This is a genomic window from Micromonospora thermarum (genome assembly GCF_012034245.1).
GTDB classification, from domain to species: Bacteria; Actinomycetota; Actinomycetes; order Mycobacteriales; family Micromonosporaceae; genus Micromonospora; species Micromonospora thermarum.
Genome location: NZ_JAATEO010000006.1, coordinates 157,974 through 181,566, shown reverse-complemented (window position 1 = coordinate 181,566; position 23,593 = coordinate 157,974). Strand labels below are relative to the sequence as shown.

Sequence of the window (23,593 nt, the reverse complement as noted above, 5' to 3'; positions counted from 1 at the left end):
CTGGGTGGTCGAGGAGTTCCGCCGGGGCCTGGTGATCCGGCCGGCCGCCGCATCCGCCAGCGACGCTGTCCGGCTGGATGAGCAGCCGGCTGGGTCGTCGCCGGTCCTTGTGGTGGACAACTCCCGCACGGCGGCGCCGTCCGACGTCGTCGACCGGGCGGCCGAGTTCCTCGTACGCATCCCGGCGCAGCTCAGGATGACGCTCGTCCCGCACTGGGTCGGCGGGCGACCGGCCGGGTACGACCCGATCCGTTCCGTGCTGGACCCGGCCACGCTCTCGGCGGTCGCACCGGAGGCCGTCGCACCTGGATCGGCGACCGATCGCGGAAGCGGGCAACCGTACCGGGACAGCGCCGAACTCATCCACACGGACCGCACGCACCCGCAGGCCGAGCTGCACCTGACGGACGCCCTCGTGTCCGAACCGGCGGCACCGGGGGCCGTCGTCACCGCGACGAAGGATCCGGTGACCGGGCGGTGGACGGCGGACGGCGCCGAGGTCGTCGTGGGGTCGCGGCAGGCCACCGATGGTCGGCGTGAGGTGATTCTCCTGCCCGAGGCGGACCGGGCGGCGCTGAGGTCGCAACGGGTTCTGCCGCCGGGGGAGTTCGCCGCGCTCGTGGTGCGGCATGAGGCCAGCTACGCCCGGGTGCCGGTTCGTGATTCCGATGGGCGGGAACGATCGGTCCTGGTTGACGTCGCGACGTTGATGGCGATCGTCGCCGACGTCGTTCCGGATTCTGCTCCGTTGGCGTTGCTGTCCTGCCGCGCGGGCGCGGTGTCGGACGGGTTCGCGCAGCGTGTGCTCGATGCCCGGGTGGCCCAGGCGGGCGGCACGGCTGTCGGTGATGTTCTCGCCGCGGTTGACGACCTGTATGTCGGCTCCCGGGGACGGCGGGGCGATGTGGTGACGGTGGAAGGCCGGTCGTGGCAGTTGCTGACGCCGCTCGACCGGGAGGCGTGGGATGTCGTCAACGACGAGGTCGGGGACGAGGTCGTGCGTCCCTTCGACGGAATCAGCGCGGTGGACGTCGACGGCCCTGACGTGGGTGTCCACCTCGGCTCCGGTGCGGAGGGTGTGGTCGGCCGACTCGGCGACACCCAGTCGGCAGCGCCGGGGACCATGCCGGATCCGGAGCTGGAGCTGACGTCGGCGCAGGCGTTCGACCGGTGGCGGGCAGCGGATCGGGTCCTGGGCGATCTGCGGCGCGGGTTCGACGATGCGCAGGGGCGGCGGAACGAGGCGGAGCGGTTGCACGGTGAGGCGGAGGAACAGAGGCGCCGCCTTGAGGGGGAGCTGGACGATGTCCGACGAACGGTCGCTGCGCTCAACGGGGAGCTGGGGGGCCTTGAGTCGACGCTGAGTGAGCAGGCTGCCGAGGTGAAGCGGCTGGCTGATGAGTTGGTCGTTGCCCGGGACGGAGCCGGCGTCGTCGCGACCGACCTCGCCATCGCGAAACAGCACGCGGAACGAACAGCGGAAGCGGCGAACAAGGCGGAACAGGAGGCGACGGCCGCCCGGGAGGCGCTGGAGCTGTTCGACCGGGGGCCTGCGGGGGAGGGGGAGCGGGGCGTACCGGACCGCGCTGAGCTGGTGCGGCGGGCGGATGAACGGGCCCGGGCGGCGCAGGCGCTGCGAGAACGGCTCACCGAGGCGCAGGAGAAGGTTCGTGGGCAGGCGGATGCGCTGGACCGGCTGACCGAGACAGCCGGCCGGCTTGAGCGCGACCACAGCCAGGCAACGGCCGCGCTGGAGGGGATTCGGGAACGGATCGGGACGGTGACCAGCCAGCGGGACGATGCGCGTATCCGCGTGGATGCGCTCGCCGGGCCGGCGGCCGCCGCACGGGAGACCGCGGCGGAGCGGGCAGAGCATCAGGCGCTGGCCGAGGCGGCGTGGAACGACGCACAGCGGCGCGTCGACGGGCAGCACACGGTGGTCCAGCGGTGGCAGGCCCGCCGGGAGGCGCAAGCCGACCTGACGGATCCCCGAAACGGCTTGCTGCACCTCGGGGCCAGCATGCAGCGGTCGACCATCGTACCCGACACCCTACGCAACGAGGTACGCCAGCTCGTCGACGACCACTGGGGTGACCACCCTCCCGCCGTTGACGTCCGTGAACAGATCTTGCGGGAGATCGACGAGCTGCTCACCGGAGAGGCGCTCACCTCCGATCTGCCGACCCTGGTGACCGACAGCGGGAGCGCCCACATCGTGGGCGACGACGGGCAAGCCCTGCGGCTGACCCTGTGGGCCGAGCTGTCCCGTCCGGACGACCAGCCCGCCGCGCCGACGGTGCCGGCGGACGGGCTGCGGCTGGACAACGTGGAGGGCGAGGTGAAGGCGGCGTACAACGAGGCCGTCAACGACGACCACAGTACGCACAACGTCCGGAATCTGCCGCTGTTCTACCGGCAGACTCGCGGGATGGGGGATCTTCCGTGGTTGCGGGTGGTCGCCCCATTCGGTGGTGCGCGATTCACGGTGAACGAGTTCCGGCGGTCGGCGACCGTCGAACAGGGCGTCGGGCACGGCTACGTGATGCGCACCCGCGAACCCCACCACCCCCACACCTACAAGGTGACCTGGAGGGTCCAGGTCACCTCGGTGCATCCGGACGTGGTGCGACCGGCGGTCACGTCACGGCCTCCACTACCGGACCCGAACACGTTGACCCTGTGGTTCCCGGAGCATCTGGCTCGCCCGCGGGGCGCGGTCGTCGACTTGGAGGAGTCCGAGGGATCGGTGCGTTCCCCTCAGATCCTGCTGGACGGGCTGGACGACCCGGGGGCGATCGAACGGGAGTTGCGGCAGAGGCTGTGGGTGGGTGGCGAACGACCGCTTGAGCGACTGAGCGCGACATCGCAGAAGCACCTGCTCGACTTCCTGAGCGAGCGGAACCTGAAGGGTGGATTCTCCAAACTGCATCGGCAAGGCTTGATCTCCAAGCCGCTCTACGACCGGCGTGGGACCTTCCTCGGAGTGCTTCGGCTGCGGGCCACGATAACGCCCCGAAGGCGCGTGACCCTCACCGACAACACCTCGATGGAGAGCATTCACGTCAACAAGGTCCGGACGTCTGGTACCGCCGGGCTGTGGAACGCGACCGAGCTGACCGCCGGTGTGGGCGTCGCCATGATCAGCAACCCGATCGAGGACACGATCGAGCCCGGCACATACACCATGGGCGGCGTGCAGACCGCGGTTACCGGCGGCACCGCGAGCGGGCACCTGCTGAACGCGGGTAGCAGCACGGCCCTGGGCAAGGGCTGGAAGTCGAGCAGTGACCCCGAGCGGCCGGGTAGGTTGAAGCGCGCCTGGCTCGCCCAGTCCGACATAGAGTGGACCGTGACGCTGCTCGCGGACGCTGGAGTCGACGACGCAAACGCGCCGTCGACGACGTGGCACGGGCGGACCGCGGCTGGTGAGGGCGCCCGTGTGCGATACGTCCCGACCACCATCACCCCGCCGGCACCGGGGGATTCACCCACGTTCGCGCCGGCCTGGCTGGCACACGGCGGCGGGATGGGACTGGCCACGCTCGACGAGTTCGCCCTGTCGCCGTTGGTGTCCGACGGCAACGACATCGGCGTGGACGCCGAGGTGCGCCGAAGACTGGCCGAGGAGGGCTTCCTGCCGACGGGTACCGGACTTCTGTCCGCCGTGACCGGCGGCGCGCTCGGCGACACGAACCACCAGCAGGTACGCAATTTCGTGAACCTGCTGACGGTGACCTCGGACGACTTCCGGATGGCGAACTGGGACGAACTTGAAAGCGAGGGGCTGTGGGTCGCGTTCGACCGGTCGACCGCCACGGGGGCCAACCGGGTGCTCGTGCGCTGGACGGTGTCCGGGGAAGCCGTCGGCCATGAGGGGACTACCACCGACCTCACAGTGTGGAACGCGGTGGAGGCCAGTAACGAGCTGACCCACACGCACCAGGAAAGAGACTTCGCCGCCGTGGACCCGCCCCAGCCCGTCGTCGTCCTCGGGTTGGGGGAGGGCACGCCGGTTCGCACCGTGCCGGTCTCGGTCGGCCCCTATCGGCACACCCGCCACGTGTCGTCGGAGCGGACCTCCGGGGCGAGCCTCGGCCGTGAGGTCGTCACCATCGGGCCTGGCGACGAACCGTCCCAGGTGTTCCGGCGTCGGTTCCGACTCACCGCCGAGATGTACCGCGTCGGTGACAACGACCCCTTCTGGCGCTACGAGAACCGTGACCCGGTGACCGGAGCGGAGACGCCGAACGCCCAGCCGGGATCGGTGCGGGCGTGGGTGCCGGACTTCCTCACCTCAGACTCGCCCACCGCGGCGCCGGACTCCCCGGCACCGCGACCCGTCGAGGACGCCGATCTGCGAGGGCTCCAGCGGCAGGGCGAGCAGCGGTTCGGGCCATTGCCGGGAATCACCAGGGCGGGAGGCTCCACCCAGCTGAACAGGGCCTTCCAGGAGATGTTCCAGGAGGTATTCGGGGATGCCCCGAGCAGAGCAGGGAAAACCCTGTCGGGTGCCAGCCCGGTGAACGAGGCATCGGCGTCGGCGCAACTCCGCCGGGCATTCGTCAGCCCCACCAAGCTCCGGGCCGAGATCGACGAGATATTGGGCGGCAAGGTCTACAGCAGCGACGACCTCTTCGAGGACGGCGCGGCATCGGGGCGCGAAGGGTCGTTGACACTCCGGTTCTACCCGAGCGAAGTGCAGTACCAGCAGTCCCGGCGCGGCAACCTCCCCGACTTCTACCACGAGGACTCGACCACCACCGCAAGCGGCGTGACACGGGCCCAGGCCGTGGGGCGTGGACACCTGGGCGCTCTCGGCGTCGGCTTGCCCTTCTCGATCGCCGGGCCGTGGCGACTGGGCGTGCCGGCCGCGTTGTGGGGCTCCCGGATGCGGTCGGCCATTGGAGCGGAGTCGAACACCTCTCTCAAGCAGAACATCCCGACGTACAACGGGCCTGTTCACACGCTACGGATGTCGGGAACCTACGTGGCCAGGCTGGTCGGGGCCGACCGGAATCTGGCCGGCAACATCGTCGAGGCGGGCGGCGGCAACCGGTCCAGGATGGCATCGCGGGCGGTGGACGTGCCCGACACCATCGAGGCGCACGTGGACTTCCGTGAGCTGTTCGACGTGTGGCGGGCGATGCAGCGTGCCGGCTCACCCATCCGTGGGCTGCCGGAGCAGGTCGAGCGGGACCTACAGGCGCGACTGCGGCAGGTAGAGGAGGACGAGAGGGTCGCCCGCGCCATAGCGGGCCACACGGCCCTGGTGCCCCCGCCGACCGGCCCCGACGTCCGTTACCCACCGCGGCGGATCGTCGAGCGGCTCGGGCTCGGTGACGCGACCGTACGGAATGTGAAGGAGACCGGACCGGCCGGTGGGTTGTACGAGCTGGCGATGACGGCCGTCGAGAAGGCGGTGCCGGGAGCGACCCGGCCCGGCTCCAACACGTACCTTCCCGGCCTGCACCAGCAGCTGACCGTGTTGGTCTCCCGGGGCATGCTGCGGACGGCCGCCGCCCGCTACTTCAGCACGGGTGAAGACCCGGAGCCGGCGGTGGCGTGGGTGCCGTTCGTCACCACCCAACACGGCGGCGCGATCATGGGGCGAATCGTCCTCAAGGCCGCGCCGGCGGTCGGCTACCAGGCCACGCCGGGGTCGTCCCAGGCCCTGCGCAGCATCTTCGGTCGCCCGTCCGGAAACGCCGGGATGGAGGACCACGAACAGGCGGGGCACGGCACGAAACGGGGAGACGGTGTGGTCTGGTCCGGCGGCATCCGGGCCGGCGTGGGGTACACCCGTTCCGGCATGCAGCTCTCGTTGCGGTCCCCCGCGGCATTCGCCGACCTGTCGGCCGCTCGCCGCTCCGCCCGGAATTCCGGGGACCGGCACGACCGGAAGAACGTCGTCAAGTCATCCGGGGCGATGGTTCCCTTCGACATCCCGATGCGGTTCACGATCGAGGTACTGACCAGACCGATGGAGGCGTCGCCACGGAACGCCGTGGGGCCGCTGGCGGTCGAGGCGGTCGTCGGGGCGGTCGGCACTGTCGCGAGTTGGCTGGGATGGAACCGGCCGCACCAACCGCCGACCTTTGCCGACGTGGTCGCCACGGTCGAGGTCCCGGAGGGTGACACCAGCCCTCGGCCGTTGCTGGCCGAGCCGCCTGCCTGGTACCGCCGGCCGAGCCGGTTCCACGCCGATTCGCGGACCGAGCCCGCCGTCACCGGTGCGCCCGGCAGGTTCACCGAGCGCGACGTGATGGCGTGGCAACGTCCCGACGACCAGACGCTCGGTGGCCTGCCACCGGAGTCCAAACTGAGCTGGATCAATGACGAGGGCGAACTCGCCACGCTGGCCAAGCAGACACTTCCCGGTATCGCCAGCAGCTTCACCGGCAGCAGTGAGATCGACGAGTACTTCGTCGGGGTGACCGGCCTCACCAACCTACAGGCGGCGTTCGAGCCCGCAGGGGCGCGCCGGACGTTCACGGGCACCGGCTGGACGGGGCTGACCACGATCGAGGCAGACCTGACCGTCAAGGTGATCGGGATGACCGGGTGGAAGCCGTCGACCGACCGGATGGTGGGCGGTGACGGGGCGGCGGAGGAATTCGTTGTCGGTGCCCACACGAACCCGATCGTCGAACACCACCGGAGCAGCGCAGGCGCCGCGAGCATCTCCGGCGGCAGCGAAGGGCATGTGACCGCCACGGCCGCTCCCGGTCTGTATTCGCTGATCGACGACGCCGTCGTCGCGAAAGGTTTGAAGAACGCGCCAGGGAACCTGAGGTTGGGCCAGCTGAACGCCTTCGCGGTCACCGTCGGCCCTGGCGAGGCCGCGGGGACGTCCGCCGCCAGCAAGAACGCGGACAGCCGCGCGGTCCGTCTGCCGCACAGCCCTGGCGGAAGCGCGAGCGGCCAGCCCGCCGGACTGGTGTACAGCTACGTCCTGCTGGAGATCACCGGCACCACCCGGTGGCGATACAGGCCATCCTCCACCTGGCGGGTAGGCGAGTCGAAACGGCGCCGACTCGCCGTGGTCGTGGAGGCGCGCCTTCCGCAGTCCGGTGCGCGGCAGGGGGTTGGCGAGCTGGCGGATCCGCCGGACCGGCCGACCGGGGAAGCCGGGAGGCGTGAGCGTGGTCAGGTCGAGGCAGCCGCCGCGCGGCACGACCTCCGGGAGCGGGAGCGGACCGCGACGGTGACCGACCGGGATGCCGGGACCACCCGAGCGGACGGGCTGACCGGGCGGACGGTCACCGATGGGCGGCTGGACGATTCGGATGTGCGGGCGGCCGGTCCGCATGGTGCGTTGGCTGGGCCGGTCGAGGCGCCGGTGGTGGCCTGGAATCTGGTGTTGCCTCCGGGTGTGGCGTCCCATGGCGATGTCCGGGTGGTCGCCGGGGCTGGTAACGATGAGCGGCTAAGGATGTTGCCCAGAGTTGCCGAGGTTGCCCGCGACGTGGGGGCGCCGGTGGTGTTGGTGGACGTGGGCGGTGACGCGGCGGGTCGGTCGGACGTGCTACGCACGTTGAACGCGTTGCTGGAACGGTACCGCTGGCGGCGGGAGCGGCCGGTCGTGATTTCCACCAGTGGTGCGCCGCAGGACGTCATCGGGGTTGTCGGGCGTCAGGGTGTGGCGTTGGTGTACCGGGCAGCCGGACAGGCGGCCGGAGATGGTCTTGCCGCCCTGAACAATGTGTGGGTGGTACGCGGTCCGGACGGCGTGCTGGAGTGGTTCGGGGACAACCTGACGTCGGCGCTGTTGAACACGGCGGCTGGGAAGGCGCAGCCGGTGTCGGAGGTGCCACCGACGGAGTTGGCCGACTGGCTGGCGGCTGAGGACTGGGTCGAGTCGCGGAGGCTGCTCGACGAACATGGGGGTGTGTTGGCGGGCGGCGAGAGCCGGGCGGCGTTGCGGGACATGCTGACGCGGTCGGACGACCGTGCGCTGACGGCGCGCGAGATCGTTCTGGATCTGGCTCAGTCGGAGCCGGTTGATCTGGCTGAGTTCACTGGCGACGAACTGGCGAGGCTGGTCCTCGGTGTACGGGATCGACTCTCGCCGAGCGTCGTTGACAGGTTGGCCGACAGTGACCTTGGTGGGCCGGTCGCGGGTGTGCTCGCCTCGGTGACCGAGCGCGATCTGGTGAAGGCGGACAAGGATGGCCTCGCCCGGCTGGCCAAGGGACTGCTGACGATGCTGGCTGGTGGTGTGTTCACGAAGCCAGCTGGCGAGGGAGTCTTCGCCGAGGTGGACGAGGGTAGATTCGCCGAGCTGACCGGCCGGGCGGATGCCGCGGGGTCGTTCCTGCTGAGCATGACCGACCTGGTGTATGCGTATCTGATGCATCCGCGTGCCGGGCATCGGGTTGGTGACCTGTTCGCGCCGTTGTTGGCCGGGCGCGCCGCGCCAGTGGCACAGATTGTCAGCCTGCTGCAGGCCACCAGCTCGGGCACGGCTGACGATGCCGCCGCTGCCATTCTCTCCGCCGTCGGCCAGGTGGGTGGGCGACTGTGGACCGGGGACGAACTGACGCAGGCGATCGCGGATCGACTGCGGGAGATCAAGGACTGTTTGAACGGTGCCGACCGGATGGAGTGGGTGGGGCGTCTGGACAGCGTGAGGGAACGGCTGAGCGTTGACGCCAGCCGATCGGAACAGGAGCGGGCGGATTACGAGGCGGCGCTGAACGAGATCATCAGGATCGTCGTGGACTGTGCTTGAACCGTGCCGGTCGGGATCGGCGAGGGGTGTGAAGCGAGGGGCGCAGTTCACGTCCCCCGCTTCACGCCCCGCCGGGGACTACCCGGTCGTAGCGGCTAGGAGCTCCCGACGGGTCGGGCCGGGTTCGGCGTAGCGGGGTGCACCGGTGGCCAGGGAGAGGATCCGCTCGGCCAATCCGGTCTTGAGGACGGCTTCATCGACGCCGGCCAGCATGCATCCGACGTCGGCGTGCGCGCGGAGGATCTCCGGATCGAGCAGATGAATCGCGTTCACGGCCACGTCCAGATGCCACGCGGGATCGTCCGTGACGTATGCCTCCCCGCGCATCTCGGCGTCGATCTCAGCGAACCGGTGGCTGTCCCACAGGGCCGTCTCCTCCCACACCGGAGTCAGCGACGCCTCGCTGACCGCGTTGAATTGCAGCGCCAGGTCGATAGGATCGTCCGACCCCGTTACGCGTAGCGTGTCCCGCAGTAGGGCGGCATGCGCGAACCCGACCGTCATCCCCTTTCCGAACTGCGGGTTCGTGGTGGCCCACGCGTCGCCCACCGCGAAGAGTCCGGTAACGATGGGCTTCCCGTCGACGACGAAACGACGGAATTTGCTCTCCGTCCCTCCCATCGCGTTCACCCCGCTGATGGGTTCGCCCTCCGCCAGGTGCGCGACGTTCGGGAACAGGGCAACCGCCCGGTGCCACGCGTCGGGACTGCTGAGCAGGCGCAGGTCCTGATCCCGGCCCGACGTCACCAGAGTCACCGACCAGGTGTCGTTGTCGCCCGGCAGGGCGATGACGGAGACACTCTCGTGGTGGGTGAGCGGCCACGTGGGCAGCGTGGGCAGGACGTCTGACCGGAAGTACCGGGTGTAGTAGCGGAATCCGACCTGCGCGCGTCGTTCAATGGGCGTCGCCCCGACGTCGTGGAGCAGGGCGAGCAGCCGCGAGTTGCGGCCCGAGGCGTCGATGACCAGATCCGCTTCGATCTGCTCGCCGTCATCGGTGAGAACCCCGGTGACGTGCGGGGTCCCTGGGGTGCGACCGTCGTCGGTCAGGAGTCCGGTCACCCGTATGCCGCAACGGACGCTGACACCAGGTGTCCGGCTGACCTCGGCGAAGAGCGCCGCCTCCAAGACTGGCCGCCGTGCGGCAATGGTGTCGAATCGGTCATCCGCGGGCTCCCGATCGCCGACGGCCCCGACGTTCCACGCACCGCTGATCATGTTGTGACGACGCCCGCCAAGCTCGGTCAACCGTGCGACCGCGTTCGGTAGTTCGCGCTTCAGATGAGCCAGACCCGCCGGCAACAGGACGTGGGTGTGCCCGAACTGCCCCACCCCGGGACGCCTCCAGTGGCCACGGACCGACGCGGACGCGTCGCGCGACTCGGCCGGGTCTCGGTCCAGCACACTGACCCGGTAACCGTCTGCGGCGAGAAGCATGGCCGTCACCATCCCCACCGGGCCGGCTCCGACTATCACCGCATGTGTCATGACAAACTCCTCCTGGTCGGACTGCGGAGGCACTGTCCCGGTCGAGGCTGCTCACTTTCCAGCCCACGAGCTGGCCATTCACCCGGGTCGGGCGCTCCCGTGAGCAGCAAGCGATCTGGGGAGTGAGCGCCCGGCCCGGCAATCATGGTGCCTGCGGACCGAGGAGGTCTCGGTCCGGCAGTCCAGCCACCTCTGTCGTTCAGGGAGAAGAACATGACCGTCGTGTTCGTCCACGGGGTTCCTGAAACCTGCGAAGTCTGGGACCGGCTGCGTGAGCTCATCGGCCGGGACAGCATCGCGCTCAGTCTGCCGGGGTTCGGGGCCCGGCGGCCGGACGGTTTCGGCGGGAGCAAGGACGACCACGCGGAATGGCTCGCACGGGAACTGCGCCGCGTGCCCGGTCCGGTCGACCTGGTCGGTCACGACTGGGGCGCACTGCTCACCTACCGGGTGGCATCTGCGCTCGACGTGCCGCTGCGCAGCTGGACCATCGACGTCGCCAGCATCCTTCACAAGGCGTACGTCTGGCACGACCTTGCTCAAGTCTGGCAGACCCCGCACGAGGGGGAGTCCTTCATCGCTCAGGCTCTCCGCGCCTCCCACACCGACCCGTACGGCGTTGCCGAGAGCCTGCGGAGCATGGGCGTACCGGAGGCCGACGCTCTGCTCATGCACGACCGGTTCGACCCTGAGATGGGGCGATCCATCCTCGACCTGTACCGGTCGGCAACCCCTAATCCGTTCGCCGACTGGGGTGCCGGCATCGCCGTCAGCGCCGCACCGAGACTGGTCCTGAGCGCGCCGGACGACCCGTTCGACGACGGGTCGCTCGCCGCCGACGTCGCCCGCGATCTCGGTGCCAAGGTGCGGGTGATCGAGGGAACCGGGCATTGGTGGATGCTTCAGGACCCCTCCCAGGCCGCCGCCGTCCTGACCGACTTCTGGACGAGCCTGGACTGAGGGATGTCGCACCCGGGTCGTGACAGCCGGGCAGACCGGTGTGAGCCGGACGTGCCCCCTCGATTCATCCGCCATCACGTTCCTGACATCGCGCCGACACGGTCGACCGCGACCGCTCACCCCGACCGAATGGAGACCGCCGTGACCACCGGTAAAACCGCGCGTATCACCGCCCTGGTGGTGGTGATGCTGTTGACGGTCGTCGTCGGACGTTACTCGATCATCAGCCTCAGCGACGGTGCGTCGGCCGCAGCAGGAAGCGACCGAGCCGGGGCCGTGGCCGTGCTCGAATACGACCTGGGCGACACCGCGTTCACCGACGCGCCCGACTGGGCCGGAAAGTCCGAGATCAAGGCCGTCGTCCACTACCCGCGCCGGCTACCGAGCGGCAAGATGCCGCTGGTCATGATTCTGCACGGCCAGAACATCGCCTGCGACACCAAGGCGGAGGAAACCTGGCCCTGCCCGCCTGGCGTGCGGGCCTTCCCGAGCTATCGCGGGTACGACTACCTCGGCGACGCCTTGGCCCGGCGGGGCTTCGTCGTGGTCTCGTTGAGCGCCAACGGAATCAACCACCACATGGGTATCGCCGTCCAGCGTGCCCGGTTGATCAACCGGCATCTGGCGATGTGGCAGCAGCTCAGCGCTACCGGCGGCGGACCGCTGGACGGCGCGTTCGTCGACGCCGCCACCGGCAGGACCGCGCGCGTCGATTTCCGCGGTCGGGTCGACCTCACCCGCGTCGGAACCATGGGCCACTCCGTCGCCGGCGAGGCGGTGATGCGGCACGCATCCGACAAGCACCGCACCGACTGGCCGCAGGGTGTGCAGATCAAAGCCGCCGTACCGCTCGCCTCGCGCTACTTCGAACTGGTGGAGGGTGACGTCAGCGACACCCTGATCACCAAGATTCCGTTCGCCGTGGTGTCCGCGACCTGCTGGGGCACCGGAGACCGGCAGTACTTCGACAACTCCCGCGGCCGCAACACGGTACCGGCCTACCTGATGACCCTCGTGGGCGGTAACCACAACTTCTTCAACACCGTGTGGTCGAACGCGTCCGGCTTCGCCAACGGCGACGACAGCACGTGCCCGAACGATCCGGCGAGACCCTCCGACAAGGCTCAGCGCGACTTCGCGGTCGCGTTCTTCACCGCGTACTACGAGCGGACGCTGAAGGACAACAAGGCCTTCGACGTGATCCTGACCGGCGAACGCCCCATCCCCGGTGTCACCACCAGGGCCGAACACCTGACCCCGACCTGGTAGCACACCCGACCGTTCGGCCCGCGTCCGCGCCCCTCGGGGCCGGTTGGACAACGGGCGCCGGCAGGCTCTCCCCGTCCCAGCCGAGGCGGCACGTCAGGCAGCGACCGTGGCGGTGCCGGAAACGCCGAACCTGGCGGCGTCGAGCGCCGTCAGACAGGGCGTGAAGGACATGGACGGACTCGACGACGCGGCTCTGCTGCGCCGCTCCGCACGAGGTGATGCCGCGGCCTTCCGCGTTCTCTACGACCGCCTGGCGCCGATGGTCCTCCTGCGGTTACGGGGCCGATGTTCCGATCGAGAGCTCGTCGCGGACGTGCTTCAGGACGCGTTCGCAGCCGTCTGGCGGTCGGCGGACCAGTGGACGGGGCGCGGCGACGTGGCGGGGTGGGTCTGGACCATCGCGGCTCGGCGTCTGGTGGACGTCTATCGCCAGCGCGCCGTGCGCTCCTCGGCTGCGGAGCGTAACGCCATGATCACCGTGGAGATGTCCGCCCCGTCGGCCGAGGCGGTGGTGCTCGACGAGGTGCTCGGTGGTGGCCTGGAGGCGGCACTCCGCCAGCTGTCGCCCGAACTGCTCGCGGTGTTGCGGGCGACGGTGCTCGACGGTCTCAGCACCCGGGAGACCGCCACACTGCTCGGTATTCCCGAAGGAACGGTCAAAGCGCGGGCCTTCCGGGCCCGCTCGGTGTTGAGGCAGGCACTGGCATGAACGATCGACGGGAACCCGCGGGCACCCGGACCTGGCATGTGTCACCGGCACTGCTCGCCGCCTACGCCGCGGGCCGGGCCCACGGTACCGACGTCTGGTCGGTGGAGGCGCACCTCATCGCCTGCCCGCTGTGCCGGGCGGAACTGGCCGCCGTGCTCCAGCCGGTTGACCAGGAACTGCTCGGGAACATCCGGGACAGCGTCGTCACGGCGGTACCCGAACGCGGGACCGCCCGCATCCGGCGCAGCGTCGGGTGGCTCCGGTGGACTCTGCGGCCCGGAACATTGATCGCGGTGGTCGTGGCGGTTCTCGGTGCCACGGCTCTCGATCTCGTCGCGGGCGTCGGCGATCGGGACGGCGGCATGCTCTGGTTGCTCGCGCCGGCGATACCCCTCGCCGGGGTGGCTCTGGCGGCGGTAGGCGAGGAGGATCCCTGCTGGGAGGCGATCCTCGCGGCACCCTCGGCGCTGCTGCGGCTCGTTCTGTGGCGCACGATCGCCGTCCTGATCGTCGCCGTGCCACTAGCCTCGGCGGCCGGGAGCCTGCGGGTGGCCGCCGGCGGCCAGGCCGGTTGGAACGCCGCGTGGCTTCTGCCGTGCCTGGCGCTGACCTCCGCGACGCTGGCCGGCGGCGCGTTCATCGGCGTGGAACGCGCCGCCCGATGCGTCGGGCTGCTCTGGTGTGCCGCGACTCTGGGTCCACCGCTGGTCCGCACCGGCGGTGACGCGCTCGCCGCGGTCCGGCTGGCCGCGGCGCCACTGGCGGAAACGCCCGCGTTCGCGGCGACGGCACAGGTGGGATGGGCGTTGGTCACCCTGTTCTTCGCCGCCGTGGTGTTCCTCACCCGCGGCCGTTACGACATTGGTCACCCCAAGGGAGTCATCCATGATGTCCACTGATCCACGATCATCTGCGTCGGCCGCTGGTCACGCCTCGACGATCCGGCTGAGCGGTCTCAGCGTGCGGTACGGCCGGGGCCGTGGCGCACGCCGCGCCCTCGACAGCGTCGACCTCGATCTGACCACCGGCGTGCACGGTCTGTTGGGTCCCAACGGCGCCGGCAAGACGACCCTGATGAGGGTTCTGGCGACCATCCTGACGGCCACCTCCGGCGAGGTCAGGCTGCTCGGTCGTGACGTGCGGCACGAACGTGACCGGCGGCAGATCCGACGGCAACTGGGTTATCTCCCGCAGGCGTTCGGGTCGTATCCGCGGTTCACGGTGCGTGAGTTCGTCGCATACTTCGCCTGGCTGAAGGAGGTCCCGTCACGGCGGGCAGCCGCCGCGGTGGATCGGGCGATCGAGCGGGTCGGGTTGGCCGATCGGGCGGACACCCGCATGAAGTCGCTCTCCGGAGGCATGTTGCGTCGTGCCGGCCTGGCGCAGGCTCTGGTCAACGACCCCGACGTGTTGTTGCTCGACGAGCCCACGGTCGGACTGGACCCGGAACAGCGCATCACTTTCCGGCGTCTGCTGCGCGAGGTCGGCGCCGACACCACCGTGTTGATCAGCACCCACATCGTCGACGATGTGGCCGCCATCTGCGATCAGGCCATCCTCGTCCGCGAGGGCCGCGTCGTCCTGCGCACCCACCCCGCACAGCTCGAGCGGCTGGGCGCGGCCTTCGGATCCACGGAGGACGGGACATCGGCGCTGGAACGCGGATACACGGCCGCGCTGCACGGTCGTGCCGTACCGTCGGGGGTGGCTCAGTGATCGCCGCGAAGCTCGAACTGCGCCGTGGGGCCGGACTCATCCTGCTCGTCAGCCTCGCCGCCGTGGGCTCGCTGATGACGGCCATGGCAGGTCTGTCCTCCGACCGGGTGGGTGCCTGGTCGAGCAGCGGACCCGGCATCGTGTCGTGGCTCAACACCACCGGTCTGGTGCTCGGTCCGCTCGCCGCGGCTGCCGGAGCCTGGGTGGGCGGCCGAGACCGGCGACTGGGCGTCGAGGAGTTGCTGGCGGCAGTCCCGATGCCGCGGTGGCGGTGCGACGTGGCGTCGTTCGGCGCACTCGTCGCCGCTGTCATCGGCGGGCTCCTGGTGGTCGCGGTTGTGGTCACGGGGACCGTCCTCCCGGCGATCACGTACGCCGGCGGGCGCTGGCAGGTGTCCGTCCTGCTGGTGATCCTCGGCTGTGTCGCCTGCCTGGCCATCGGTTTCGCCCTGGGCCGGCTGGTGCCGCACCGGTGGTCCGCTCCCGTCGTCGCGTTGATCGTCTACCTGCTCAGCGGGATTCCGACATACCTCGACAACGGGGTCGCTCAGCTGGCCCTTGTCTCGAACCTGCCTTCGGGAGACGGCCAGCGCCTGCGCCTCAGCGTCGCCGCGCTCGCCATCGTCTGGCTGGTGGGCCTGGCGGCGTCCGCCCTTCTCGTCGCCAGTGCGCGGCGTCGTCACTGGGCACTGGTACCGGCGGTGCTGGCTGTCGTGGCCGCGGCCCAGCTGGCTCCCTTGCCGGTGCAGTGGAACGGCAATTCCTACTCGGCTACCTGGACGGAGCCGGACCCGGATGCGATGTCGCAGGTCTGCTCCACCGACGAACCGAAGGTCTGCCTGAACGCCGTGCACGCCGCGCTCCTGCCGGAGGTCACCGAGCTGGCGCAGCCCATCCTCGCCGAACTGCCGCCCGGTAGTGTCGCGGCGGAACAAGGCCTTGAGCATCCCGCCGAACGGCCGGCCAACGCGTCCGGTGAGTTCGCGATCCCCTTCCTGGAAGGGCGCACCGAGCTGTTCACGACCGACGTCCGAGACCCGGACGGGCTACGCGCCGAGCTGGCGGACAGTTTCCTCAGCGTCTGGTGCGCTGAGCGGACCCCGGCCGTCTCCCGCGCATATGGCATCGCGATCGCCCTCGTGCTCGGCCCGCAGGCCGCAGCGGAGGGAGCGGAGAGCCAGGATCGGGTGGCGGTTCGGCTGCAGCGGGACCCGTCGGCGCGCCGCGCCTGGCTGGCGGACTACCTGAAGGCCGGACGGACGTGCGACCTGTCGGCATTCGCCGAGCTGGTGAGCTGATGAGCACCGGGCTTCGCGGATATCTGGCCGACCGGGGAGGATGGTCCGTGCCGGTGGCCGTGCTGGCAGTGGCGATGGCTGTCGTCGGAGCCGCCCTCGAGCTCGCGTCCCACGATTCACTGGTGGGATGGTGGGTACCAGTGGCCGTGTTGGCGCCGCTGCTGGCGGCGATCCTGCTGACCACCACCCTGGCAGGGACGGATGTGCTTCTCGAGCGTTCGACGCCGAGGTTGACGCGCGGCCGGCGGATGACGCACGCGTCGATGGCTATGATGCTGTGCTGTCTCCCGCTGGCCGTGGCCGGAGCCGCCGTGCTGGACGATGCGGCCACGTTGGCCATGCTGCGAAACGCCCTGGGCTTCTCCGGCATGACGTTCTTGTCCGCAACGGTGATCCGGGTCCAGGCCGCGTGGATGCCCGTACTCGGATACGGCCTGGTGTCCATGGCGACCGCCCCCCGGGACACCGCGAAAGGCGCGGCGTGGTGGGCGTGGATGGTGCAGCCCGGCCAGCCGAACGTCTCCTGGGTGGTGGCTGCGGTCCTCGTGGTGGCCGGGGTGACGGCGTATGTGCGCCGGGGACCGGCAGCCTGAGCGATCGCGTTCCGTGCCGGTGATCGTGGGCCGGCCCGGGCGTCCGGCTGGAGATCGAGCAGCTGACCGTTGTCCCGATCATCGAGTGGATGCCGCGCGGCGTATCACGGCGTGGACTCGTTGCCGTTCTCGTCGAGCCGGTGCTCGCGCCAGTACCTGTCCCACTCGTCGTCGACGTACTTCGGGACCTTTCCGTCCGGGTACCGGACGTAGCCCTGCGGCGGCTGTTCACCCTTCTTGACGCAGGTGCTTCCGGTGCTGTTCACCGCCTTGACCGGATAGTGGTCCGAGCCGCAGACCGCCTCGCGGAAGGCGCAGCCGCCCACCAGGGACAGCGTCGCCAGGCCGGCCACGGCAAACAGGGCACACGTTCGTTTGGCCATGTGTCTGTGCCTCCTCATATCGGTGGGATCGATCCTGTCGCCGAGGACGGCGCCGCCACCGTCCGGCACTGCGCGCTGCGCCCGGACGGTGGCGGCCCCACCATGGTGTCGTGCGATCGGGCGGGGGAGTTCTGCGGCGGCTTCCAGCCGGAGGCTGCGCCGCTACCGGGCACCGAGCGCGCCGGCCAGGACCCGGGCGGTCTCGGCGATGATCGCCTCGTCGTACGGCTGGCCCTGGGTCTCCCGGCGGGTGTAGATCGCCAGGACCAGCGGTGCGCCGGTCGGCGGATGCGCCACAGCCACGTCGTTGGCGGCGCCGTACGAATCGTTGGAGGAGCCGGTCTTGTCGCCGACCGTCCAACCCGCCGGCAGGCCCGCCCGGATGCGCCTGTCGCCGGTGACTGTGGCGCGCATCCAGTCCACCAGTGTGGTCCGGTCGTCCGGGTGCAGGGCGCGGCCCACGGTGAGCGCCGCCAGGTCACGACCCATGGCGGCCGGCGTCGTGGTGTCCCGGCGCTCGCCCGGCGCCCACACGTTCAGATCGGTCTCCCAGCGGTCCAGCCGCGACACCCCGTCGCCGAGCCGGCGCAGGTAGCCGGTCAGTCCGACCGGCCCGCCGACCTGGCGCAGCAGCAGGTTGCCCGCGGTGTTGTCGCTGCGGGTGATGGCGGCGTGGCACAACTGCGCGACCGTCAGCCCGTCCGCTACGTGCGCCTCGGTCACGGGGGAGTAGTCCACCAGGTCCGCCTCGGTCCAACGGATCCGGCGATCCACCAGGCCCGGCGCACACGACCGGGCGCGATCCAGCACGGCAGCCGACACCAGCACCTTGAACGTGGACAGCAGCGGGAACCGCTCATCGGCCCGGTAGCACAGCGTCCGGCCGGTGCCCATGTGTCGGGCATACATGCCGATCCGGCCAGCGTATCCCTGCTCGAGTTCGCGCAGCTGCTCCCGCCACGTGTCGCTCGGCGGGGCGCCATAGGCTGCGCCGGGCAGCATGAGCACGCCTGCTCCCACAGATCCCGCCAGCAGACTTCGACGACCGATAACCATTCGTACCTCCAGGTTGGCTCGCTCCTGACGCTGAGCCGAAGAGGGGGGACACGCACCGTCCCCCAGGCACACGATGTCGCCCATCGTGCGAGGACCGCGCCGGGTTGGTCCCGGCATGAGCCGCGGGTAGCGAGCCGGCATGAGCGGGCTTCGCCCGCATACGTGCTGCGGGCCGTCGACCACGACGGTAACGGCGGCTGCCGACGGGTTACCAGGTCACCAGGTGCTCAGAAACTGTTCAGCGGCCCGTGGCCGGGCTCGTCGCAGAGCGTGCGTGACCGGCCGCTCCTCGCGGTGCCGCGGCCCGCCACGGTCGTGCCCGAGGGATGAGCGGCAGGTGGGCGGTGGAGGGGCGGGTGGGTGAGCGTGTGCCGTGGCCACCATGGAGCAGTGCCGGACGTGGTGGCGGGGGCACTCTGCCGCCGGCGCTGGTTCATGTCGCCGAGGCTGATGTGCCGCGCGACGCGGGTGAGGCGTACGCCGACAAGCTGCCGTCTTGTCCACCCGTTGGAGTCCCACCGAAGGAGCAGGCCAGATGAAGCCCACGGTCGTTCTCGTCCATGGCGCGTTCGCCGAGTCCGCGAGCTGGAACGGCGTGATCGGGCGGCTGCAGGCGGTCGGACACCGGGTCGTCGCGGCCGGCAACCCGCTGCGGAGTCTCTCCGGTGACGCTGCCGTCGTGTCCAGCATCCTGGACACCATCGACGAGCCGGCGGTCCTCGTCGGGCACTCCTACGGTGGTGCGGTCGTGTCGAACGCGGCGGTGGGCCACGACAACGTCAAAGTCCTGGTGTTCGTCGCGGCGTTCGCTCCCGAGCGCGGCGAGAGCATCGCCGAGCTGTCTTCCAGGTTCCCGGGCGGCACGCTGGGCGACAACCTGCACGAGGTGCCGCTGCCCGACGGGTCGATGGACCTGTACATCCGGCAGGACAACTTCCACAAGCAGTTCGCCGCCGATCTCCCGGCCGAGCAGGCGGCCCTGGGCGCCGCCACCCAGCGCCCGCTGAACACCGTCGCGCTCAACGAGGGCTCGGGTGAACCGGCCTGGAAGACCGTCCCGTCCTGGTTCATCTATCCCGAGCTCGACTTCAACATCCCACGGGAGGCCCACCGCTTCATGGCCGAGCGTGCCGGCGCACGGGCCAGCATCGAACTTCCCGGCGCCTCGCACGCGATCCCGGCATCCCAGCCGGAGGCAATCGCCCAGTGGATCGAAATCGCTGCCAAGTCGATCTAGTTCACCACGTGCCCCGGTGCGGTGCTGTGCGGCACCGCCGGCACCGCACCGGATTCCATCGAGGACATTGGTCATGATCGGCGGTAGGAGGAACAGCGCTGCTCGCCGTCGACGCATCCAGCGGATCGCGCCCTTCATGCTTCGTGCGTCACACCGGACCCCTGCGTCTCCTGCCGCCAGAGGCAGTCGCTGACCGCCCGTACGGCGGAGGCGAGGTGACGACGGTACGTGCCGAAGGGAAGGTTCAGACGGGCCGCCGCGGCGGCCTGCGTGGGCGCCCGCCTGAAGTAGGTGGTAGCCAGTGCCCGGTAGCGGGCCTCACCGCCACGCTGCTCACGCAGCGACTCGGCGGTCAGGGTGAGCAACTCGGTGAGGTCGGCGCCGTCCACACGGATCAGGCGGCTGCGTTGCAGTGGGTTGTCGGTAAGGCTGGCACGGTGGCGAATCCTTCCCAGCGCATCCCGGACCGCGACGTCGAACTCCGTGCGCGACAACACGACGAGGTCGCGGCAGCCGGGCCGCGGCGCCTGCGGAGCCTGCGGCACCGGCGCGCCGGCAAGCATCGCCTTGCTCCGCACCTCAAGCCACTGCTCGGCAGACTGGACACGCCAGTCGCACCCGAACAGCGCGAAGCCGTGTGCGCCAAGGTAGGGCCGCTCGTCGAGCCGCAACAGATTGAGGTCGTCGAACGGAGCCTCGTCCTGACCTCGGTCAGGTACGACCGCGTAGGACAGCGGAGCCCGCCTCGCCCGCAGCATCTCCCCGACGGAGCGCCACCGGGCGAGGGTCATGGACGCGGCGGCGTGCCGGTGGCCGCTCTCGGTCACCGAGAAACGGGCGATGCCCAGGTGCTCCCCCAGGCTCAGCGGCCCGGTCATGCGCGCGTGCCGCCACGCCGCAGCCACGACCGGGTCGACGTCGGCACCGTCCGGATGCCCGGAATCGCCGAGTTGTTCGAGGCGCAGCCAGGCGGAGAATCCGACGACGGCGCCGGTACGGCGCAACCGGTGGACACGGAACGAATGCGGCTGACGGGCCAGCCAGTACCCGGCAATCGACGCCGACTCCGCACCCTCGGCCATGCGGACCAGCCGAAGGATGTCGCCGCGGTAGTCGGGTTGGTAGGGCATCTCCTCGATCAGCCTGAGCTCGGCCTCGAACTCCTCACCGCATCGCGCGGTCCCCTGATCACCGCGGTACAGGTAGAGAAGGTCGCCGGTGGCATGCGGCACCTCGGTCGCTGGCGCTGTGCGGATACGGGCCAGCAGGTGCCGACGGATCAGGTGGTGCAGCTCCGCGAATCCATCCGGATTCCGCCTTCGCAAGCCGGTGCGGACCGCATGGCGCACCGCTTCGTGCGGGACCAGCCCTCCGGGGCCGGCTTTGATGTAGGGCTGCGCACGCAGCCAGGAGAAGACCTCCGCACCGTCGGTGCCGAGCGCCGCCCGAAGCAGTGGCTCGGAGGTCGCTCGCGCGTGTGCACAGACCTCCAGCGCCGCCCGATGCCGCCCGGACGGGACGTCTCCGGTGAGGTGTCGCAGCAGGGTGTCTTCGTCCGCTTCACCCGCCGTCGTCAGCAGGAACGGATTCCCGGTACCGGCTGCTCGACTGTCCGGGCTGCCGTGTGCGCGCAGCACCTCGACGGCCGATTCCGGCTCGAGCTCGCCGAGCGTGATGACGTTGAGCAGACGGCTCCATCCAGGGTCGAGACTCCAGCGCGGGTCCGGTGGGGTACGGCTGGCCACGGCGAGGACTGTGCGGGCCGGCAGCCGGGGCAGGAAGTTCTCCCAGAACCAGTCCTCCAGTCGGTGGCAGCGCTCGAAGCTGTCCAGGAGGAGGACGGTCGACGGGTCACCGACCCCGGCCACGACGCTGAATGCCGCCGGGGTGCACGGCGCCGTCCGCCCGTCGATTTCCAGGACGGGACGCTGCGCCTGCCGGGCCACCTCGGCGAAGCCACGCAGTAGCGCCGACTTGCCGATGCCGCCCGGTCCGTGGACGAAATGAATTGTGCGGGCACCCGCACCAGCGGTCAGGGCGGACCGGAAAAGGTCGAGCTCGGCTCGCCGCCCGATGAGCACCTCCATCAGGAGTCCGCTCCCGTGGCGCGGCGCCAGAGCTCCTCGACGACCTGGTCAACGGCAGCCGACAGTCGGTGGCGGTACGTGCCGAAGGGAACTTTCAGCCGTTCGGCAGCTTCCTCCTGGGTGTGCGTGCCGTGAAAGAACGTCGCGGCGAGCGTGCGGTGCAAGGTGTCTCCGCGCGACGTGCCTTGGAGGGCGTCGACTGCGTCCTCCACGGCCGTCCGTAGCTTCTCGACCCGGGCGGCGAGTTCGTCGTCGCCGGCGAGGCGGCTGTTGATCAGTGGATTGACGGCGATCGACGGGCGATGGCGCCAGGTGCGCAGCAGGTCCCGTACGGCGCGGTCGAACTCGGCGCGGGTGAGCGGGGCGAGTTGTGGCCGGTGTTCGGCCGGCTCGGGGCCGTGCAGCAGCCGGTTCTGCAGCATGTCGAGCCACGGCCGGACCGGCATCGCCGTCCAGTCGTGGACGAAGACCGAGGAGAGGTCGCCGCTGAGTCGGTCATGGCCGACGTATTCCAGCACGGGTGCCCAGTAGTCCGGATTGGGCATGTGGATGTAGGTGCCGGCCAGACCGGGTTCCCGCAGGCAGATGGCGACGCCGCGCATGTAGATCAGGTCCATCGTTGTCGATGACGTCGGGTGTTCTCCGTCGATGTTGACAAAACGTTGCACCGCGATCTTGTTGCCGGGACGGGGCATCCCGGCTTCTCGCGCGTGCTGCCAGATCGCTGCGACGAGCGGATCGACCTGGATGTCCGTCTCGTCGGGTTCGGCCAGGCGGAGCCAGGCGACGAAGGCGACCGTCTGCCCGGTGCCCGCGAGGCGGCAGACACGGAACGCGTCGGGTTGTCGATCAACCCAGTGTGCGACGAGCGCGGCGCCCGGCCGACCGTCCATCCGCTCCGCCATGCGCAGCACGGCCTCCCGGTCACTGGGCCGGTATGCGTCCTCGTAGACCTCGCCCCGCCCCCGCCAGGTGATGTACTTCGCCATGACGTCACCGTGGCGGTGCAGGTAGTTCAGCGCCAGCTGGGTCGGCAGCACCTGCGAGCCGACGGCGTTGAGCGCGCGTTCCACGAAGTAGGAGCTGACCTGTTTGTGCATGACGCGCCACCCTCCGGGATCGCGCCAGCGCAGATCGGCGATGAGAAGATCGCGCACCAGGTCGTGGGGACGCAGCCCTTCTGGACCGGCCTCGATGAACGGCCGGTCGCGTAGCCAGGCGAACAGTTCGGCCGCCTGTTCGCCGAAGACCTCGCGCAAGAGATCCTCTCGGGTGACGAAGACGTGCGCGCAGATCTCCAGGGCCCGCCGGTGCGCCGCCGAAGGCAGGTTACCGACGAGCCGGTCGAGCAGCGTCCTGATGGCCGGCTCGTGCGGCGTCCACCGTTCCGGCTCGCCGTCGTGCCTCGACGCCACCTCGGCGGCGAGGATCAGCGCCAACGGGTGCCCCTCGGTGAACGCGTACAGCGTGTCGCTGAGTGGTTCCGCGACACCGCGCAGGAGCAGCAGGGCGGCCGCTTCCGCACGGGAAAGATTGGCGAGTGGAAGCAGCCGTACGGCTGCCGCCCAGTCCGCGTCGGTGCGGCGGCGGTGATCCGGCGGTTCCCGGCTCGCGAGCACGACGAGCGCGTCGGCGGGCAGACCGGGCAGGAACGTGTCCCAGAACCAACCTTCCATGCCCTGACACGCCTCGAACGTGTCGACCAGCAGCACCCGGCCCGGCAGGTTGGCGGCCTGCGCCGCGCGTTCGAACCCTGCGGGTGACCGCTCGATCATCCGGCCGTCGACCCGGGTCACGTCCCGCCCGGCCGCCTCGGCCTCGTCGGCGAAGCGCCGCAGCAGCGCCGACTTGCCGATGCCGCCGGGCCCCCAGACGTAGAGCACGGCGAAACCGGCGGTCTCGGCCGGTCGATCCAGCGCCGATCGGAACATCGCGATCTCGTCGTCGCGGCCGACGAACGTCGCGGCCCGGATCTGGCGCAACCGGTCGGCAAGTGTCTCGCCCGTTGTGCGGCCCAGTGTCGCCGACTCGCTCGTCATGGTCACGCAACCTCCCGGTTCTCTCGA

At 70.1% G+C, this 23,593-nt stretch carries 14 protein-coding genes; 9 read left to right on the top strand and 5 right to left on the bottom strand.

Annotation, left to right across the window (positions count from 1 at the left end):
• Positions 1 to 466: 466 nt before the first annotated feature.
• Positions 467 to 8,731: a hypothetical protein gene (locus HCJ94_RS08120; RefSeq protein ID WP_168000342.1), complete on the top strand. Its 8,265-nt coding sequence runs from the start codon at positions 467 to 469 to the stop codon at positions 8,729 to 8,731.
• 78 nt (positions 8,732 to 8,809) lie between these two features.
• On the opposite strand, the gene HCJ94_RS08115 is transcribed toward HCJ94_RS08120, so the two are convergent.
• Positions 8,810 to 10,219 carry an FAD-dependent oxidoreductase gene (locus tag HCJ94_RS08115; protein ID WP_168000341.1) on the bottom strand — a complete coding sequence of 470 codons (1,410 nt, stop codon included), beginning with the start codon at positions 10,217 to 10,219 and terminating at the stop codon, positions 8,810 to 8,812.
• A gap of 213 nt (positions 10,220 to 10,432) precedes the next feature.
• Between HCJ94_RS08115 and HCJ94_RS08110 the strand changes: the two genes are divergently transcribed.
• From HCJ94_RS08110 to HCJ94_RS08080, 7 genes are all read left to right on the top strand, one after another.
• Entirely contained in the window at positions 10,433 to 11,179 is a 747-nt protein-coding gene (locus HCJ94_RS08110) for an alpha/beta fold hydrolase (RefSeq protein WP_168000340.1), read from the top strand.
• A 141-nt stretch (positions 11,180 to 11,320) separates the two neighbouring features.
• Positions 11,321 to 12,448 (top strand): alpha/beta hydrolase, encoded by a 1,128-nt coding sequence (locus tag HCJ94_RS08105; RefSeq protein ID WP_168000339.1) that lies wholly within the window; start codon positions 11,321 to 11,323, stop codon positions 12,446 to 12,448.
• 169 nt (positions 12,449 to 12,617) lie between these two features.
• On the top strand, positions 12,618 to 13,157 hold the full coding sequence (locus HCJ94_RS08100) for an RNA polymerase sigma factor (RefSeq protein ID WP_168000367.1): 540 nt from the start codon (positions 12,618 to 12,620) through the stop codon (positions 13,155 to 13,157).
• Complete coding sequence (locus HCJ94_RS08095) at positions 13,154 to 14,056, top strand: hypothetical protein (RefSeq protein WP_168000338.1); 903 nt, start codon at positions 13,154 to 13,156, stop codon at positions 14,054 to 14,056. Before HCJ94_RS08100 ends, HCJ94_RS08095 begins: the two co-directional genes overlap by 4 nt.
• Positions 14,046 to 14,873, top strand: a complete 828-nt coding sequence (locus HCJ94_RS08090; RefSeq protein ID WP_168000366.1) for an ATP-binding cassette domain-containing protein — start codon at positions 14,046 to 14,048, stop codon at positions 14,871 to 14,873. The genes HCJ94_RS08095 and HCJ94_RS08090 overlap by 11 nt, the downstream gene beginning before the upstream one ends.
• Positions 14,870 to 16,171, top strand: a complete 1,302-nt coding sequence (locus tag HCJ94_RS08085) for a hypothetical protein (RefSeq protein ID WP_168000337.1) — start codon at positions 14,870 to 14,872, stop codon at positions 16,169 to 16,171. The genes HCJ94_RS08090 and HCJ94_RS08085 overlap by 4 nt, the downstream gene beginning before the upstream one ends.
• Before the next feature lie 47 nt (positions 16,172 to 16,218).
• The gene (locus HCJ94_RS08080) at positions 16,219 to 16,764 is read left to right on the top strand and encodes a hypothetical protein (RefSeq protein ID WP_168000336.1); all 546 of its coding nucleotides are present in this window, start codon (positions 16,219 to 16,221) and stop codon (positions 16,762 to 16,764) included.
• Positions 16,765 to 16,868: 104 nt separating this feature from the next.
• Here the strand turns inward: HCJ94_RS08080 and HCJ94_RS08075 are convergent, their stop codons facing one another.
• Positions 16,869 to 17,147 carry an SCO0607 family lipoprotein gene (locus HCJ94_RS08075; RefSeq protein WP_168000335.1) on the bottom strand — a complete coding sequence of 93 codons (279 nt, stop codon included), beginning with the start codon at positions 17,145 to 17,147 and terminating at the stop codon, positions 16,869 to 16,871.
• Positions 17,148 to 17,309: 162 nt separating this feature from the next.
• On the bottom strand, positions 17,310 to 18,149 hold the full coding sequence (gene bla, locus HCJ94_RS08070; protein WP_255480985.1) for a class A beta-lactamase: 840 nt from the start codon (positions 18,147 to 18,149) through the stop codon (positions 17,310 to 17,312).
• A gap of 589 nt (positions 18,150 to 18,738) precedes the next feature.
• Between bla and HCJ94_RS08065 the strand changes: the two genes are divergently transcribed.
• Positions 18,739 to 19,440, top strand: a complete 702-nt coding sequence (locus HCJ94_RS08065; protein WP_168000333.1) for an alpha/beta fold hydrolase — start codon at positions 18,739 to 18,741, stop codon at positions 19,438 to 19,440.
• Between the two features lie 134 nt (positions 19,441 to 19,574).
• Here HCJ94_RS08065 and HCJ94_RS08060 read toward each other — a convergent pair whose 3' ends face one another.
• Both HCJ94_RS08060 and HCJ94_RS08055 read right to left on the bottom strand, forming a co-directional pair.
• Positions 19,575 to 21,527, bottom strand: a complete 1,953-nt coding sequence (locus HCJ94_RS08060) for an ATP-binding protein (RefSeq protein WP_168000332.1) — start codon at positions 21,525 to 21,527, stop codon at positions 19,575 to 19,577.
• Positions 21,527 to 23,566: an ATP-binding protein gene (locus HCJ94_RS08055; protein ID WP_168000331.1), complete on the bottom strand. Its 2,040-nt coding sequence runs from the start codon at positions 23,564 to 23,566 to the stop codon at positions 21,527 to 21,529. Before HCJ94_RS08055 ends, HCJ94_RS08060 begins: the two co-directional genes overlap by 1 nt.
• Positions 23,567 to 23,593 lie beyond the last annotated feature (27 nt).

Coding starts and splice junctions, on each gene's coding strand:
- HCJ94_RS08075 (WP_168000335.1), bottom strand. CDS start 17,147: ATGGCCAAACGAACGTGTGCCCTGTTTGCCGTGGCCGGCCTGGCGACG.
- HCJ94_RS08065 (WP_168000333.1), top strand. CDS start 18,739: ATGAAGCCCACGGTCGTTCTCGTCCATGGCGCGTTCGCCGAGTCCGCG.
- HCJ94_RS08115 (WP_168000341.1), bottom strand. CDS start 10,219: ATGACACATGCGGTGATAGTCGGAGCCGGCCCGGTGGGGATGGTGACG.
- HCJ94_RS08095 (WP_168000338.1), top strand. CDS start 13,154: ATGAACGATCGACGGGAACCCGCGGGCACCCGGACCTGGCATGTGTCA.
- HCJ94_RS08100 (WP_168000367.1), top strand. CDS start 12,618: ATGGACGGACTCGACGACGCGGCTCTGCTGCGCCGCTCCGCACGAGGT.
- HCJ94_RS08055 (WP_168000331.1), bottom strand. CDS start 23,566: ATGACGAGCGAGTCGGCGACACTGGGCCGCACAACGGGCGAGACACTT.
- HCJ94_RS08060 (WP_168000332.1), bottom strand. CDS start 21,527: ATGGAGGTGCTCATCGGGCGGCGAGCCGAGCTCGACCTTTTCCGGTCC.
- bla (WP_255480985.1), bottom strand. CDS start 18,149: ATGCTGCCCGGCGCAGCCTATGGCGCCCCGCCGAGCGACACGTGGCGG.
- HCJ94_RS08090 (WP_168000366.1), top strand. CDS start 14,046: ATGTCCACTGATCCACGATCATCTGCGTCGGCCGCTGGTCACGCCTCG.
- HCJ94_RS08110 (WP_168000340.1), top strand. CDS start 10,433: ATGACCGTCGTGTTCGTCCACGGGGTTCCTGAAACCTGCGAAGTCTGG.